A 17,015-nucleotide genomic window follows, 5' to 3' on the forward strand; every position below is an offset into this window, starting at 1 on the left:
AATAATAAGAATACAAATGAAGAAAGTAGTCACATTTGGAGAAATCATGTTGCGTTTAGCAACACCTGGATACCAACGTTTTATCCAGTCAACTAATTTAAATGCCACCTTTGGTGGGGGTGAAGCCAACGTCGCTGTCTCTTTAGCGAACTATGGCATTCCAGCTCAGTTTATCACTCGCTTACCTCAAAATGACATAGGCGATTGGGCTATCTCTGAACTACGCAAATATAATGTAGATACACAAGCTATCCTTCGTGGAGGCGAGAGAGTCGGTATCTACTTTTTAGAAACAGGAGCTGTAGCTCGTCCCTCAAAAGTAGTTTACGATAGAGCACACTCCTCTATTGCTACTATCCAGCCGGGCAGCATCAATTGGGATGAAGTCTTTGAAGGCGCTCAATGGTTCCACTGGACAGGAATTACTCCAGCTATCTCGCAAGAAGCAGCAGATGTATGTCTAGAGGCAATCCAAGCAGCTAATCGCTTAGGTATTACAGTGTCTTGCGACTTAAACTACCGCAAAAATCTATGGAAGTATGGTAAAACAGCCTCAGAAGTGATGCCTGCTTTGGTAGAAGGATGTGATGTGATCTTAGGAAATGAGGAAGATGCAGAAAAAGTATTTGGTATAAAACCAGAAGGCTTTGATGTGACTCAAACCAAAGGTCATGTAGATAGTGCAGCCTTCGAATCGGTATGTGTACAGTTGAAGAAACGTTTCCCAAGAACCAAGAAAGTGATTATTACTCTTCGTGGATCTATCAATGCCAATCACAATACTTGGGGAGGCTGCCTTCATTCAGATCGTCTATACGAATCTAGAAGATATGACATAACTCATATTGTAGACCGTGTAGGTGGTGGAGACTCATTCATGGGTGGTCTTATCTATGGCTTGATTTCTTACCCCCAAGACGACCAAAAAGCACTCGATTTTGCCATTGCAGCATCTTGCTTGAAACATACCGTTTATGGTGATTTCAATCTAGTGAGTGTCAAAGAGGTAGAAGGCTTAATGGGAGGAGATGGCTCAGGTAGAGTGTCTCGCTAAAAAAAGGTAATCCAATTAATAACTATATAAAGAAAGAAAAAATGAATAACGCATTTGACTTGACAGGAAAAGTAGCCCTTGTAACAGGTGGTACTTATGGAATTGGTATGGCAATGGCAAAGGCTTTAGGAAAAGCTGGAGCAACAATCATAATCAACGCTCGTCGCTCAGAAATGGTGAAAGAAGCGGTAGCAGAATACGAAAAAGAAGGCTTGAAGGCTTACGGATTTACTTGTGATGTAACTAAGGAATCAGAAGTACAAGCGATGGTAGCAGAAGTTGAAAAGACAGTAGGCACTATCGATATTCTAGTAAATAATGCAGGTATCATCAAACGTATTCCCGTACTAGAAACTAGTGTAGAAGAGTTCAAAGAAGTTATTGATATTGACCTAGTAGGTCCATTTATTGTATCTAAAGCAGTAGCTCCAGGTATGATTCAAAAGGGTGCAGGAAAAATCATAAACATCTGCTCTATGATGAGTGAACTAGGTCGTGAAACAGTATCGGCATACGCAGCTGCAAAAGGTGGCTTGAAGATGCTAACTAAAAACCTAGCATGCGAATGGGCAGAACACAACATCCAAGTAAATGGTATCGGCCCAGGTTATATCGCCACTCCTCAAACCGCACCACTTCGTACAGATGGTCATCCATTCAATGATTTCATCATCTCTAAAACACCAGCAGCTCGTTGGGGAACTCCTGAAGATTTAGAAGGTCCAGTTGTATTCTTAGCCTCTGGTGCTTCAGACTTTGTGAATGGACATATCCTTTACGTAGATGGAGGTATCCTAGCTTATATCGGAAAACAACCTAAATAATAAGTAACTCAATGGCAAATTTTTCAAGATTACAGGTTCTCCAAAATATGGTAAATGTACCTATGGTTCCTGTATTTTATCATAAAGACCTAGAAGTAGCCAAGCAAGTACTAAAAGCTTGTTACGAAGGGGGTGTGCGTGCATTTGAATTCACCAACCGTGGTGATTTCGCACATGAGATATTTAGAGACTTGCATCTTTGGAGTCGTGAAAACTGCCCAGAAATGGTGTTGGGTATAGGCTCAATCCTAGATGCTCCAACTGCTGTACTCTTTTTACAACTAGGAGCAAACTTCGTGGTAGGACCTATGTTCAACCCAGAAGTAGCTAAAGTATGTAACCGCCGTCAGGTGGCTTATATTCCAGGCTGTGGCTCTGTAACAGAAATCAGCAATGCTCAAGAAATGGGTTGTGAGGTAGTCAAAGTATTCCCAGCAGGTAACGTAGGGGGACCTTCATTTGTAAAAAACATCAAAGGACCTATGCCTTGGTCTCAATTGATGGTAACAGGAGGAGTAGAACCCACTCAAGAGAATCTAACTACTTGGGTAAAAGCAGGAGTAACTTGCATTGGTATGGGTTCAAAACTCTTCCCCAAAGAAGTAATAGCTGCCCGTGACTGGTCAAAAATCACCGAAATGAGTCGTGCCGCACTCGGTTATATTGCCGAAGCACGTTAATCCATAAAAACAGAGTACATGAATTTTTTAGAACACTTAAATTCAGGTATAAGCTATATTATTGGTCTAGGTCCTAGCGTGATGATGCCCATTATCTTTACGATAATAGGTATCCTGCTAGGAGTTAAGGTAGCCAAAGCTGTACGTTCAGGATTGTATGTAGGGGTGGGTTTTATCGGATTAAATGTAATCACAAACCTGCTAACTAGTAATTTAGGTCCAGCCGTACAAAAATTAGCTGATATCTACGGGCTTCAAACGGATATCTTGGATATTGGTTGGCCAGCAGCAGCAGAAATCGCTTACACCTCATCGGTAGGTGCCTTAGTAATTCCTGTCTGCTTGATTATCAACTTAGTTCTTTTGCTTGTTAAAGGAACTAAAACAGTAAACATCGATATTTGGAACTTTTGGCACCATGCCTTTATCGGCTCTATCGTGGCTGTAGCTACAGATAGTGTTGTGTATGGCTTGTATGCCGCTATTATCTGCTATGTGCTTTCTTTGGTCATGGCCGATTTTACAGCAGATCGCTTTGCTAAGTTCTACGATAAGATGGATGGAATCTCTATTCCACAACCTTTTGTGGTCGCCTTTGCTCCCTTTGCATGGCTGATCAATAAAGGCTTAGACTTAATCCCAGGTATGAATAAAATCAATATTGATGCCGAGGGAATGAAAAAGAAATTTGGTTTGCTAGGTGAACCGATCTTCTTGGGCGTAATCATAGGCTGTTTGCTAGGTGGTCTAGCTCGCTATGAATTTGCCGATGTCCTAAAACTAGGCGTTGTAATGGGTGCCGTGATGGAGCTAATTCCACGAATCACCTCTTTATTTATAGAAGGTTTGGTGCCTATTTCAGAAGCAACCAAAGACTTAATCAAAAGAAAATTTGCAGGTAAAACCACAGGATTCTTGATCGGTATGAGTCCAGCACTTGTTATCGGTCATCCAGCCACCCTTGTGGTAACCATATTACTTATTCCCGTATTGCTTTTCTTGTCGGTAGCACTACCTGGAAATAAGTTCTTACCTCTAACCAGTTTAGCAGGATTGCTTTATGTTTTTCCAATGATACTACCTTATACCAAAGGAAATGTTTTTAAGACGTTCCTGATTGGCTTAATAATGATGGTAGCCGGAAACTATATCGCAACAGGTCTGGCAGGTATTTTTACCGAAGCAGCTCACCAAACAGGAACCATCGCTATTGCCGATGGCCAGCAGGTAGCTTGTATCGACTTTGCCGCTAGTCCACTAACCTGGGTAATCTATCAATTCACTGCCAATTTAAAACTGGTAGGAAGTATTCTTATCGGAATATTTACTTTGGGCTTAGTAGTTTTAAACCGACAGAAAAATGTAATCATAAAAAAATAGAGTTAAGATGAAAAAATTAATGCTGTTAGTATGCTGCTTAGTAGCAGTTTTGTCAGTAAGTGCACAAAAGCACATACAGTATGAAGTACGTTATGCACATCATCCAGAAGATGTGAAGAATTACGATACAGAAAAGTTGCGTAAACACTTCTTATTCGAAAAGGTATTCGAATCGAATCAGATCAATATGGTTTATACCATGTACGATCGTTTTATCGTAGGTGGAGCTTTACCTATGGGTGAGGTTTTAACCCTAGATGCTATTGATCCTTTAAAGGCACCCAACTTTTTACACCGTAGAGAGCTAGGTATCATCAATGTAGGAGGTGAAGGTATTGTAAAGGTAGGTAAGAAGAGCTACAAACTAAACTTCAAAGAAGCTCTTTATGTAGGAGCAGGAGATCACGAAGTAAGCTTTGAATCAGTAGATGCGGGTAAACCAGCTAAATTCTACTTCAATTCAGCACCAGCACACACTTCATACCCAGTAAAGAAGATTACGCTAAAAGAAGCTAATATCATAAACGCTGGTTCATTAGAAGAATCAAATGCACGTGTGATCAATCAGTTGATAGTAAAAGAAACAGTACAAGTATGTCAACTGCAAATGGGTCTAACTGAACTACAACCAGGTAGTGTTTGGAACACTATGCCAGCACATACACACGACCGTAGAATGGAAGCCTACTTCTACTTCAACTTACCAGAAGACCAAGCAGTATGCCACTATATGGGTCAGCCTCAAGAATCACGTCACATCTTCCTTCACAACGAACAAAGTGTGATTTCTCCCGAATGGTCAATCCACGCAGGAGCAGGAACATGTAACTATACATTTATCTGGGGTATGGCAGGTGAAAACCTAGACTATAACGATATGGATAAAGTATATCCAACGGATATAAAATAAGAAATCGGAAAGTACAGCGTAATATACGCTATATTATATAATGTGAACATATCAGTGAGAAAGCTGTGTCTTTAATTAGGCACAGCTTTTTTTATAAACGAATATTCTGGAGTAGTTTTACTTGTTGGCTATCTTGCGAAGGTTGCAAGAGATATTGACCAATACATTACATATTCCCCATACGAGTATGCCCACGGCTATAATACCAAAAGAGGAGAGTAGGGCAATGGCTAGTTGTCTTCCACCATGATGAGCCATCAGAAAAAAGCAGAATATTGCAGAGACAATGCTTAGTGTCAGGAAAATACGAGAGAAGGCTCTCAATATGCCATCTGCATTTTCTAAATCTACAAGTTCGGGATCTAGATCAATCGGCTTAAACATAAATTTAGTTTGGTTGGTACCGCAGTTTGGGCAAGATTCTGTTCTGCTCCTATCGAATTCTTGTCTGCATTTTACACATCTCATAGTTAAGGGCTATTAATCGGTTTTTTGTATGCGTATAAATTAGATATAAAAGTTGGAATTGTAAACAAAATAAGTGAAATATTTTTGTGAGAAGCCTCACTATTCTAGTGGTTATAAAAAAGGAGCTATTCAATACAAAGTGAATAGCTCCTAGAAGGTTGTTTTTTATAGGATTGAATGATCAAACATAGATTACTCCCATCCTGGGTTTTGCTTCAAGTTAGGATTTAGTGATAATTCTTGAATAGGAAGAGGACTTAAATATCTCTTATCATTGGGTTCCCATTTTCGTTTAGGGTCATTAATCTCTTTATCAATGTAAATACGTAGGTAGTTTTTCCCATCTATTTTGATGGTTTGTTTCATACTTAACATACCGTCAAGTGCTATCATATCTGGCGTAATTCTTAATCCCACCATAGTTTTAGGGTTTTCAAATAGCTTTACAGCATTCCATCTCATAATATCGTCCCATCTCATTATTTCACCTACAAGTTCGATTCTTCTTTCTCTTCTAATTTCATAGAGTAGTGGAGATACATTGTATCCATAGTTTATCGGATTAGGATCTGCAATAGGATTGACAGACAAGTGAGCCATATCAACTCTATCTCGTAAAAGATTAATTGTTTTATCTAACACAGCCTGTGTACATTCACCCAATTCAGCTTTTGCTTCAGCATAAATCAATAAGATTTCTGCATATCTAAAAGCAAACTGATCGAACATACTTTGAATTGCTTCTTGATCTTCAGGCTTTGCAGGCATAAACTTAACCAAGCGGTAACCAGTTACTGCATCCCAAATATTTACAGGGAAACCTGGAGCACTAGGTATCTGTTGGCCATCTTGTATGAAGAATGGCTTGTGGTCGTTATCTACAATTTGATAAAGACGAGGGTCACGATTGGCTATTTCATCTTCAAAGGTATTATCTCCTTTGTAAAGCTCACTTACTCCTATGGGTTTACCATCGACGCATAAAAAAGATTCTATAAAATCTTTACTACATCCTCTTTGCGGCATCTGAGAAGATAAGAATCCTAAGAAATGGCCAAATCTACTAACACCACGAATGTATCTAATTGCTAATATGGCTTCTTCATTGCCCCATAAATCATCTTGGATAAATAAGTTTGAATAGTGAAGAGGGTAGCCTTCATACGGAATTTGTCCACATCCTTCGTTAGAACCTCTTACAATTTTATACTTACCCGTATTCATTATTTCGAGAGATAAGTCAGCCGCTTTATGAATTAGTTCTTCAGCAGAAAAATCATCCTTGTATTTATTGTATTTTCTGAAAGTACCTTCATGTAAGCATACTCTAGCCAATAAGGATTTAGCAGCATCTTTGTGTAGTCTATCTTGATCTTCCTTACCTTTTTCGGGAAGCCACTCAATAGCATATTCTAAATCTTCGATGATGTGCTTCAGGATTAAACCTCTAGGATCTCTCCCTTTATACAGCTCTTCTTTATCTGTAGTTTGTAAATCATTATCATACCAAGGAACATCTCCGAAATCTTTTATTTTCCCAAAGTAATGTTGAGCCTTAAAAAACGTCACTTCGGCGACATACTTATTTATTTTTGCTTCAGGAGCAGATACGGTATGATATCTGTTTAGAAAATAGTTACACTGGCGCACAGTTCTCCAGCTCCAGCCTCCATCATCAGCTGTCTTTGGGATAACCACTTCATCAAATAATGTTTTGTTATAAGTTTGATGCAGCAGATTGTCGCTATTGGTATCACCAAAACCATGTGATCCATTTATAGCATAGAGCCCATTTGTGTAGTATTCCAAATCTTGAATACTTCTCCAATAAGTAGCATCAGTAATCCCTTCTTTAGGCTCTAAGTCAGTTACCATACAGGCACTGAGCAAGATACTGATGAATAAAGTGGGGATTGTATATTTTAGTTTCATATTGAAAATTAATTAAAAAGTTAAGTTTACTCCAAGAGAGAATTTACGTGGTCTTGGGTAGGCTGAAGCTGAAAGATCTTCAGGGTCAAAAGCCTTTGGTAAATGTGAGAATGTAAGTAGATTCTCGATAGACAAGAAAATCCTAGCATTTTGAATATACATTGGTCTTATCCATTCATAAGGAAGAGTATATCCAAGGTCTAATGTTTTCAGTTTTAGATATGCTCCATTTTTAATATATCTATCAGAAGGCAATCTGTTTCCCGAAGATAAGAACTTAGGTCTAGGATAATAGGCATTTGGGTTTTCGGGAGTCCAATAATCTAGAGTAAAAGTATGTGGGTTGATAATATTTACTCTATCGCCACTTACTTCATTAATACCCCAGAAGGTATCAGAATTTAAGAAAACATCTCTTTTCATTATCCCTTGCCATTGCATGGATAAATCAAAGCCTTTGTATTCAAATCCAAGATTGAATCCATAATTATATCTAGCTAATGAATTACCTATCTTTTTCATATCTCCTGAATCATCGACAGTCATTTTACCATAATCTATAAAGCCATCACCGTTTAGGTCTTCATATTTTACATCACCAGGTCCCCAAGCTTGTCCAATACGACTCTGATCGGCTGACTTTTCAATTTCTTCTTGACTTTGGAATAATCCTTTAGATTCAAATCCCCATATTTCTCCATACTCCATACCTTGATAAAACTGAGAACGTAGAGTTTTAGTAGGGTTGTTTACTTTCGTGATTTTAGTTTTAGAATCACCCAAATAGAATCTACCCCAATAGCTCAAGCCGTTTTTAAGTTGATCCATCCATCCGATAGAGAACTCAAAACCAGTTGTTTTCAAGCTTGCTCCATTTTCTTTTGGAATAGAAGATCCTAGAACAGCAGGGAGTAATTCTCCATCCCAAAGCATATCTTTTGTATCTCTGCGATAAATATCCACAGCAGCAGTTAGTCTGTTATCCAAGAAGCCAGCATCAATACCCCAGTTGGATTGATTTACAGTTTCCCAAGTAATAGAACCCGAAATAAGTTCTGGAGCCATAATTGCTTTTGGGCGTGTACCTCCAATGATATAGTCGGTTTCTGTTTCGTAGTATTCTTGTAGATATCCGAAGTTACCCACTAAGGCTTGGTTACCCAATGAACCATAAGAAACTCTCACTTTTAAATTAGTCCACCAATTAAGTGCGGGTGTCTTTTTCCAAAGAGGTTCTTCAGAAATTCTCCATCCGATAGATCCAGAAGGGAAGAACTTATAACGTTTATCTTTCGGATAGCGTGAAGAGCCATCATATCTGCCATTAAACTCTGCTAAGTATCTTCCTTTATAGTCGTAGCTGAATCTCATAAAAAGTCCATTGATAGAATAATGAGTTTTGCTACCATAAGTGTTCTTTTCTCCCGAAGCACCATCAATAGAGGGCTTTTCTTGGTTGATCAGGTTTAAACGAGCCGCTATCATATTGCTATTCTTATTGTACTCTTGGTTGTAACCAATAAGTGCTTTTATATTATGAGCATCGTTAAAGCTCTTTGTGTATTCAGCAAATAAGTTCACTGCATTTTGGTATGAGTCTGCATTGTATAAACTGATAGAACTCGGATTGGTATAAGGGAAGAGCTGTTCTGTTCCCGGTACTGCTCGATACTCAAAAAAAGATAATCCCGTTTGTTCTTGATTACTTGAGTTTTGTGAGTAGGTATAGTCTAGGTTTACTAATAACCCCTCTAGTGGTTTAAGCTGCAATCCTGCAGAAAGTAAGGTGTTATTACTTCTAGATTGAGATGTACCAGCTAGTTTTTGAACTGCCACTGGGTTTACAACTCGTCCTTGTCCCGAGAAGTTTCCATCGGGATGATATACGGGCATAAGAGGACTCAATCCTTGTGCAGAATAGCAGCTCCTGGTTGTCCATAAGTCGATCCATTGGATGGTGTATCTCTTTTATTGTAATTGTATGACATTTTACACTTACCGATAACCAGTTGGTAATATTGGTTTTGATATGCATAAAGGCATTGACTTTCTGGTAATTGTCATTTACATTCTTGTACAAACCTTCTACATTATTATAAGTAAATGATGAATAATAGGTTGTACGGTCATTTCCACCAGATATACTTGCATTATACTGCTGAGAGAAACTATTCTTTTTGTAGATCTGATCCCACCAATTAGTATTTCCTACATATTGATAAAGTGATCTATCTATCGTTTCATCAAAAAACACCGCTTCATTATTTCTAGGATCCTTAAAGTACTTTTCAGCATACTCATAAATCTTAGGTTGGAAGAAGTGCTCGTTTTCTGTTCCATTTGAGTTGTTAAATGCTTGGTCAATGTAATCTAGATACTGAAGTGAATTTAGTAATTTAGGTTTTTCACTTGCTTTTTGCCAATAGCCCATAGCCGAAACTTGCACAACAGGTTTTTCACTCTTCTGTCCACTACGTGTGGTATCAGTACTACCCCGTAAGCTGCTCTAGCTCCATAAATTGCTGCCGAAGAGGCATCTTTTAATACGGAGATAGATTCTATATCGGCTGGGTTTATCTGGTTTAGACTCATCTCAACATTATCAACCAATATTAAAGGCTCAGCTTGGTTGAAAGAAGTCATACCTCGTATATTGATTTTTTTAATGCTATTGCTAGGCCCTGCATTAGTTTCAATGTTAAGGTTGGGTACAAGCCCTTGTAAGCCACTCGCAATATTAACGATTGGTCTATCTTTTAGGGTTTTGTTATTCACCTGCTCCACAGCTCCTGTCAGGTTTACTTTTTTCTGTGTACCATAACCCACTACAACCACCTCCTCAAGAAATTTTCTATCAATTTCTAGATTGATGTCAATATCTTGATCATTGGTACAGAATATTCTTTTTTCTTGGAAACCCACATAAGAGCAAAGAATACAAGCGCCTTGGTCCACAGTGATTTGAAACTGGCCATTCATATCGGTAATAGTACCATTACTACTGCCTTCTTCTCGAATGGATACTCCCACTAAAGGTTCACCTTCGTGGTCTTTAATACTTCCTTTTACTGTCAGCTTTTTCTTCTGTTGACTAGAAGTATTCTGTGATAGAGTTTCTATCTTATTACTTGCCTTGGCAGTTTGTGAATCCTTGCTATACGAGTAGCTCGGTGCACAAAATAGCGCTGCAACAAGTAATAAAGCAGAAGCTCTATTACAATTAATAATTTGAATTAAATTAAACATAAAGTGTAAATAGTTTAGTGAAATATTTTTATCTCTTTAATAAAGTGTATAATTATTTGTTTTATGTGAATAAATCTAAATAATGAAACGACTAACTAGATAAGCGGTTTTTAGATAGTTGTATATTTAAGACTTTAGTACTTCTGAATAATAAGCGTTTTTGTATTCTTAATTGATAGTAATTTGAGTCTTATACTTGTCTTTTATTATTTAAAAATCTATTCCAGTGTCATATTGTCGTGGTTTGGTAAAACTAAATAATATAAAAAAAGATTAATTTACTAATAACAAGGGTTAATATATTTTTCGAATATTGTTTATTATTCTATATGAATTAACATATAATGATTCCTAGTTAGGCATATATATGTAATATAATGGCTTTTGGATGTTTCTAAAGCAGGTTGCAAAAATAAAAGTAGAAGTGAATATTATTTACAGTATATTTATCCTGTTTTTATTTATTTGCTTCTTTTTTTTGATAAAAGTGTAATAATGGGATGTTTTAGTGAGCTTAGGGTGCTTTTTGTCAAAAGTGTAAAAGAGAGGATAAGAGAGATTTGTGGAGGCTATTAAAAGTAGAAATGAAACTGGTATGGAAGACTAAGTTTGGATTTAGCAATCTTATATAATTAGGTAATACTAGGAGTATATCAAGCGCCTTTTTTTGTTGTGTATAATATACAATTTAGAAAGAGTATAAAAGATTGCTTTTCGTGATAGGGTGTTATATTCAGATACTGATTGTTTTAACAAAGGAAGGAGTATCGAAAAGAATGTCAGAAAAACAGAGCATAATCACTTTATTGGGGCATGAGTTATCCCTAAAAAAATAGACTGCCTAGAGAAAAGACAGTCTATTTATGAAGTAAAAAAAGAGTATTTATTTTTTTCTTTCTACTCTTAAAATATTTTGGAGTTCAAAAACCTTCTCAGGATGCTGAGTTGCTACATTAACTTGTTCTGAATTGTCGTCGGCCATATTATAAAGTTGTGGCTCTAGGAGGTTCCCTGTTTCGGCTTGTGGAGCCCAAGGCACAATCTTGGGACCTTCATTTGGCTCGATATACTTCCACTCCTTAGTGCGTACAGATAAGGTATGGTTGGCAGATTGTTGAATAATATAAGGACGGTCTATCTCGTTATGACCTAGCCACGTATCGAGTCTGTTTTCACTATCGGGAGCAAAACCTCTTGGTATTTTAGTATCTACCAAAGTGGCAAAAGAAGCCATTAAGTCGATCTGTGAAAGGAGAGCTTCCGATTTTTTACCTTTCTTTATTGCTTTGGGCCAACTCACAATTACGGGTACAGCTGTTCCTCCCTCAAAAGCACTATACTTCATCCCTCTAAATGGGCCAGCTGGTTTATGGCCGTGAAGTAGTTCTTCTGCTTGGTCATCGTAACCATCGTCGATAACAGGGCCGTTGTCACTCGAAAGAATGATCAAGGTGTTTTCTTCTAGGTTGAGCTCTTTTAGGGTTTTGATAATTTCACCTACCGACCAGTCAAATTGTGCGATAGCATCTCCACGAACACCCATTTTGTTTTTACCTCTAAACCGATCGTGAGGAAAACGAGGAACATGCACATCATTGGTTGCAAAATAGATAAAGAAGGGGTTGTCTTTATTCTCCTTGATAAAGTCTATAGCATGAGTTGTGATTGAATCTGCCAGATTTTCATCTTTCCAAAGAGCTTTACCGCCTCCTTTCATATAGCCAATGCGGCCGATGCCATTAACAATAGCCATGTCGTGTCCGTAACTCGATTTTTGATTGTATAAAAGTTCGGGATGTGTACTTCCCAAAGGTTCGCCAGGAAAAGGCTTTTCATAACTAGTCTCAATAGGGTGTTCGGGGTCGTAATTAGCAACCTTACCATTTTCAATAAATACACAAGGTACACGGTCGGCAGTGGCAGCCATAATATAGGAGTAGTCAAAACCTAAATCTCCCAAATGGGCCGCCAAAGGAGCATTCCAATCTTGTTCGCCCGATTTATCTCCTAAACCTAAATGCCATTTGCCAAAAGCCGCAGTAGTATAGTTGGCACTTTTAAACACATCGGCCATAGTAAACTGTTCGGGACGGATAATCATACCCGCATCTCCTGCAGCAATATCAGTTCCTGGTTTTCTCCAAGCATACTCACCCGTTAGTAGCGAATATCTAGAGGGTGTGCTAGTAGCCGCTGTAGCATGTCCATTCATAAATTGGACTCCATTTTGTGCCAACTTATCAATATGAGGAGTAACTACATTTTTAGCACCATAGCATCCCAAATCTCCATAACCTAAATCATCTGCATAAATAATAATAACATTCGGTTTCTTTTCATCTTGGGGTTTGTTTACTTTTCCATCTGCTTTTCCGCTCCAAGCCAGTAGGGGAGCCATTAAGCTGAGGGTGGGATAAATCTTCTTCATAGGATCTTGTTTATAATTTATATACTCTCAATTGTTAAAATTAATCATAAAAATAAGATAAGAAAACTAGTTTATCTTTATTCTTGCAAAATCTCTTGTACAAGGTTTGCAGTAAATTTGAAATATAAAATGATTTACTGGTGTTTGTAAAAGATTAACGAGAAGAAATAGATTGTTTTCTTCTCCAAAATAGGGGATGATTCAAAAAATATTTTTTTAAATTTGAAACAGAGGAGTATTCCTCATTAATTAATCTCAAAAAAGAACCTTAAAAGTATAATCGATCAATTAGATTGAGTAATTTAATCGTACAATTATCTATTAAAATCCAGTATTATGGGAAAGATTAAGCCTATTACATCTACTAAACAGTACAAAGAAGCACGTAAAAGAATGGAGCAATTAGAAAAGCTCGTTGAGACAAAGTCTGCTCAACAATACAAGCAAATTATGGAACTAGAAGAACTTAGTGACTTGGTAGCAGAGTATGAAGAAGCACATGCTTGAGTAGTATTTGCTTAGAGAGAACACGTATTTATTAACCTTTTTAGTATGAATGCATATAGAGAAATAACAAAAGAATAAAATTTAAGATAGATCGTAATCTTTACAAGCCCAGGTTTAAACTTGGGCTTTTTTATTTGGTTATCATTAGTGAAACGGCTGTTTTTTCATCGTGCTATAGATACACTTTGACACCGACATCGTATCATCATGTCGGTGTCATCGTATCAACATGTCGGTGTCATCGTATTATCATATCGGTGTCAGAATCTTATTCGTATTCTAGTCAAAACACCTTTTTATATATTAATTGTAAAACTCAGTTTGGTGTTGGGTAGTTATCTCATAGAGATGGCTCTCCTCTCTTTATACTCAAGAATAAAGGTAGAAGTAACATTTGTTGAATTTTACATTTAGTAGTAGTTTTGTAGGGCTAGATATATTTATCTACTCGATATTGTATTAATAACGTATTACTTAATAGACTCCGAAAATGGCTACTAATAGAAAAACTTTGTGTGCATTCAATTATGGACCACATTATCGTCAGGCAATATATGCTAAGATGGGAGAGGTGCTGAATGTTGATTTTGTTTTCGGAGATAAAATACAAACGAGTATTAAGCCATTGGATACCTCAAGGCTCAAGAGCTTTAAAGGTTTTTTGAAGAATAAATGGTGGAGAGGCTTCTACTGGCAGAAAGGATTGCTTCGTTACTTTTTTTCTTATGATTCCTTTATTCTCACGGGAGAAATAAAGAATGCTTCTTCATGGGTTATTCTTCTTTTATCTAGGGTATGGGGTAAACGAGCTATTCTCTGGACACATGGCTGGCACTCTTCTGGTTCAGCCTTAAATAATGAGGTGCAGAAAATCTATTTCTCTTTGGCACATTCTATTCTTACTTATAATGAGAGAGGCTTAAAAATTTTAGAAGAGAAAGGTATTCATAAGGATAAACTCTTCTGCATCTACAATTCTCTCGATTATGACACTCAGATAAAGGTACGCCAACAGCTAAGCCCAACTGCTATTTATCGAAATCACTTTGGCAACGATGATCCCGTGTTATGCTTTGTGGGTAGATTGCAAAAGGTAAAACAGATTGATATCTTGCTCCATGCCGTTGCTCAGTTACAAGAAGTAGGCAAACCTGTAAATGTAGTATTGATAGGAACGGGAGAGGATGAAGCCGCCCTACAAGCCTTGTCTGTCCAACTAGGTATTACTTCTCAGCTGTGGTTTTATGGTGCATGCTATGAAGAAACAGAATTGGGAGAATTAATTTATAATGCCCAGTTATGTGTTTCACCAGGCAATGTGGGGCTAACAGCTATTCATGCTATGATGTATGGTACCCCCGTGGCTTCGCATAATAATCTCGACCAGCAAATGCCCGAGTCGGAGGCAATAGAAGAGGGTAGTACTGGTTTTTTCTTCACGCAAGGTTCATCAGCTAGTTTGGCTCAAGGAATAGATAAGTGGTTGAGCCAATATACTAGTTCCTCTTCACGAGAAACCATCCGCTTAAATGCTTTCAATAAGGTAGATTTACTCTTTAATCCATATCGGCAACTAGAAGTTTTGATGCAAATACTGTGATGGTGTTGTATGTGCATAAAAAAAGGTATCCTACGGATAAGAGGATACCTTTTTCGTGTAACATGAATTTGTCTTCCTTATGTATAGAAGAATAAGCGAGTGTCTTACAATATAAGTAGGTTCATTATAAGTTTTTCTATCTGTTGAGTTTGCAAGTATCACTTAGCATCGACTCACTATTTATTAACTTTTTATGTACATATCATTAGCAATTGCTAATTAAATACAGACTACTGAAAAGAGTAGTAGAGGAATCGGTGAGAAGCGTTATTAAAATAATAATTATAGATGTATTTTAATTACTAATCACGAGATTAAACTTGATAATAAACCTTATCGTAAAACACTGCGCTTATGGGCTTGTAGAATTGTAGACTATAGCTGGCAAGCAATTAGCACATCTTATCTACAAGCTTTCTTTTTATTCATTCATTAATTAGTATTATGAAAATAATATTATCGATTGATGATAATATGACCATCTCTGCAATTAGTTTGCATTAAAGTACTTTCTTAATTAACGTATGTATTATTTTTCTTTTATCTATTTTTCAAAGATAATTAAAGTTTTTAAAAGATGCCATTGAATTATATACTCTTTTGGGTAAAAATGGGATATTATTTTCTTCGGACAATTCTACTGGGTAAGAAATATTTAAATAGAAAATGCCTCTAAGTATGTATTGTAGCCTGTTTGATGATGATAAGTGTGATTGTGATTTACAGAACAGCTAAATGAATAAAATGTTATTTTAAATTTAGACTTTTATTAATAGGCATAGAAAATAATATTATTTTCTTGTTTGTGACTATATGTTTTATTTTCTGAATAGTTCCTTTCTTCTTGTTGGTCGGATTGCCATGAAAGAACCGTATTTAATGTTTTCTTATATTCAGTGTCATACCAAAGGTGTTTTTGAGTCCTATCTTCGGGTAGAGTGATTACATTTCTTACTATAATATAACCTTGTTCTATTTGAGGAGAATAAGGGATAGGAGTGCCATCAATCCATATTTTAAATTGAGCATCGGCATCATCGCCTTCTAGTACAAAGAGAACATCACACGCTACTCGGTTTAGTTTTAGTGTAATGGTGGTTTCAGCCCAGCTTGGCTGAAAATCATTCAACTCACCATAATAGCGATCTACATTGGGTGTATTATAGAGCTTATGTTGATTATTTTCATCAATTAGCATAGTTTGTGATTTTCCTAAGTCCTTCATTTCTGCTTTAGTAGAGTATTGAAATTTATTGTTGAGAGGGGTAGCCGTTAGTGTGATAAAAGGGTTCCAATAGGCATTGGACTCTGCATCATGAGCTACTTTTTCTACTCCATTCACTATTCTAGTGCAGACTACTTTATACAAATAGTTCTCTAGTAACTTGATTTGTAGATCTTGTGTGTCATTAAATAGGCCATAAGCATAAGGCTTGTATTCTGATTCTTGAAGGTTGGGCTTAAAATAGACCTGTATGCCATATAAATCTTCTGTCGTACAGTTGGGAGATATATCTTGCGTATTTACTGCTTTCATCGTATCAAAAGAAATAGCATGAGTTGTAGTTTCTGATGATTCGATCATATCGAAAAGCTCATTGTAATCCTCATCGAGTTCGCTGTATCTACAGCTGCTAAAGGAAAAAAGGAATAAAAAGAAAAGAGAATAAATCCCAGTTCGCATAGTATAATATGATTGATTTGGTATGTCAACTTAAGATACAAATTATTGTATTAATTTCAATATCAACCATTCTTTTATTTGCTTAAAAGAAGTTTTTTGTTGCTTTTTGATCCAAAAGGGTAATAAACTTTCTATTCTTTGTACCTTATTAAAAACTGGGAATAGTAGGGCAGGATAGATGCTTGGTGGGTGGCAGTAGTTGAGTAGGAGTTAATGAAGAACCCAACCTTTAACTGCGGTTTAAAAGGCTGGGTTCTTTTGAGAAACTCAAGCTGCGAAGAGATTAAATCTCACTCTATCCT

At 36.9% G+C, this 17,015-nt stretch carries 14 protein-coding genes; 7 read left to right on the top strand and 7 right to left on the bottom strand.

The annotated features are described in order from the left end of the window. Positions 1-16: 16 nt before the first annotated feature. From K8V80_RS06320 to kduI, 5 genes are read left to right on the top strand one after another with little or no spacing between them, the layout of a single operon-like run. The gene (locus tag K8V80_RS06320; RefSeq protein WP_006745311.1) at positions 17-1,054 is read left to right on the top strand and encodes a sugar kinase; all 1,038 of its coding nucleotides are present in this window, start codon (positions 17-19) and stop codon (positions 1,052-1,054) included. 41 nt (positions 1,055-1,095) lie between these two features. Then, positions 1,096-1,878 (top strand): gluconate 5-dehydrogenase, encoded by a 783-nt coding sequence (locus tag K8V80_RS06325; RefSeq protein ID WP_276776235.1) that lies wholly within the window; start codon positions 1,096-1,098, stop codon positions 1,876-1,878. A gap of 11 nt (positions 1,879-1,889) precedes the next feature. Then, positions 1,890-2,558, top strand: a complete 669-nt coding sequence (locus K8V80_RS06330) for a bifunctional 4-hydroxy-2-oxoglutarate aldolase/2-dehydro-3-deoxy-phosphogluconate aldolase (protein WP_276776238.1) — start codon at positions 1,890-1,892, stop codon at positions 2,556-2,558. 18 nt (positions 2,559-2,576) lie between these two features. Continuing rightward, complete coding sequence (locus tag K8V80_RS06335; protein ID WP_276776241.1) at positions 2,577-3,938, top strand: PTS galactitol transporter subunit IIC; 1,362 nt, start codon at positions 2,577-2,579, stop codon at positions 3,936-3,938. A 7-nt stretch (positions 3,939-3,945) separates the two neighbouring features. After that, entirely contained in the window at positions 3,946-4,848 is a 903-nt protein-coding gene (gene kduI, locus K8V80_RS06340) for a 5-dehydro-4-deoxy-D-glucuronate isomerase (protein ID WP_276776243.1), read from the top strand. Positions 4,849-4,965: 117 nt separating this feature from the next. Here the strand turns inward: kduI and K8V80_RS06345 are convergent, their stop codons facing one another. The 6 genes from K8V80_RS06345 to K8V80_RS06370 all read right to left on the bottom strand — a co-directional run bounded on the left by K8V80_RS06345 (position 4,966) and on the right by K8V80_RS06370 (position 12,922). Continuing rightward, positions 4,966-5,316, bottom strand: a complete 351-nt coding sequence (locus tag K8V80_RS06345) for a hypothetical protein (protein ID WP_006745306.1) — start codon at positions 5,314-5,316, stop codon at positions 4,966-4,968. Positions 5,317-5,508: 192 nt separating this feature from the next. Beyond that, entirely contained in the window at positions 5,509-7,248 is a 1,740-nt protein-coding gene (locus K8V80_RS06350) for a RagB/SusD family nutrient uptake outer membrane protein (protein WP_276776248.1), read from the bottom strand. A 12-nt stretch (positions 7,249-7,260) separates the two neighbouring features. Then, a complete protein-coding gene (locus tag K8V80_RS06355) occupies positions 7,261-9,141 on the bottom strand; it encodes a SusC/RagA family TonB-linked outer membrane protein (RefSeq protein ID WP_276776250.1) in 1,881 nt (626 codons plus the stop codon). Further along, on the bottom strand, positions 9,047-9,679 hold the full coding sequence (locus K8V80_RS06360; protein ID WP_276776252.1) for a DUF1024 family protein: 633 nt from the start codon (positions 9,677-9,679) through the stop codon (positions 9,047-9,049). The genes K8V80_RS06355 and K8V80_RS06360 overlap by 95 nt, the downstream gene beginning before the upstream one ends. Further along, positions 9,637-10,494, bottom strand: a complete 858-nt coding sequence (locus tag K8V80_RS06365; protein ID WP_276776253.1) for a TonB-dependent receptor plug domain-containing protein — start codon at positions 10,492-10,494, stop codon at positions 9,637-9,639. The genes K8V80_RS06360 and K8V80_RS06365 overlap by 43 nt, the downstream gene beginning before the upstream one ends. An 883-nt stretch (positions 10,495-11,377) precedes the next feature. Further along, positions 11,378-12,922, bottom strand: coding sequence for a sulfatase family protein (locus tag K8V80_RS06370; protein WP_276776255.1), 1,545 nt, complete (start codon positions 12,920-12,922; stop codon positions 11,378-11,380). Between the two features lie 336 nt (positions 12,923-13,258). On the opposite strand from K8V80_RS06370, the gene K8V80_RS06375 reads away from it, so the two are divergent. Together K8V80_RS06375 and K8V80_RS06380 are read left to right on the top strand one after the other, a co-directional pair. Then, entirely contained in the window at positions 13,259-13,429 is a 171-nt protein-coding gene (locus K8V80_RS06375; RefSeq protein WP_006745303.1) for a hypothetical protein, read from the top strand. A gap of 490 nt (positions 13,430-13,919) precedes the next feature. Beyond that, positions 13,920-15,029, top strand: a complete 1,110-nt coding sequence (locus K8V80_RS06380; protein ID WP_276776258.1) for a glycosyltransferase — start codon at positions 13,920-13,922, stop codon at positions 15,027-15,029. Between the two features lie 769 nt (positions 15,030-15,798). On the opposite strand, the gene K8V80_RS06385 is transcribed toward K8V80_RS06380, so the two are convergent. Beyond that, entirely contained in the window at positions 15,799-16,713 is a 915-nt protein-coding gene (locus K8V80_RS06385) for a hypothetical protein (RefSeq protein WP_276776260.1), read from the bottom strand. Positions 16,714-17,015: the final 302 nt, after the last annotated feature.

The organism is Bacteroides coprosuis (assembly GCF_020741705.1).
In the GTDB taxonomy this organism is placed as follows: domain Bacteria; phylum Bacteroidota; class Bacteroidia; order Bacteroidales; family Bacteroidaceae; genus Bacteroides_E; species Bacteroides_E coprosuis.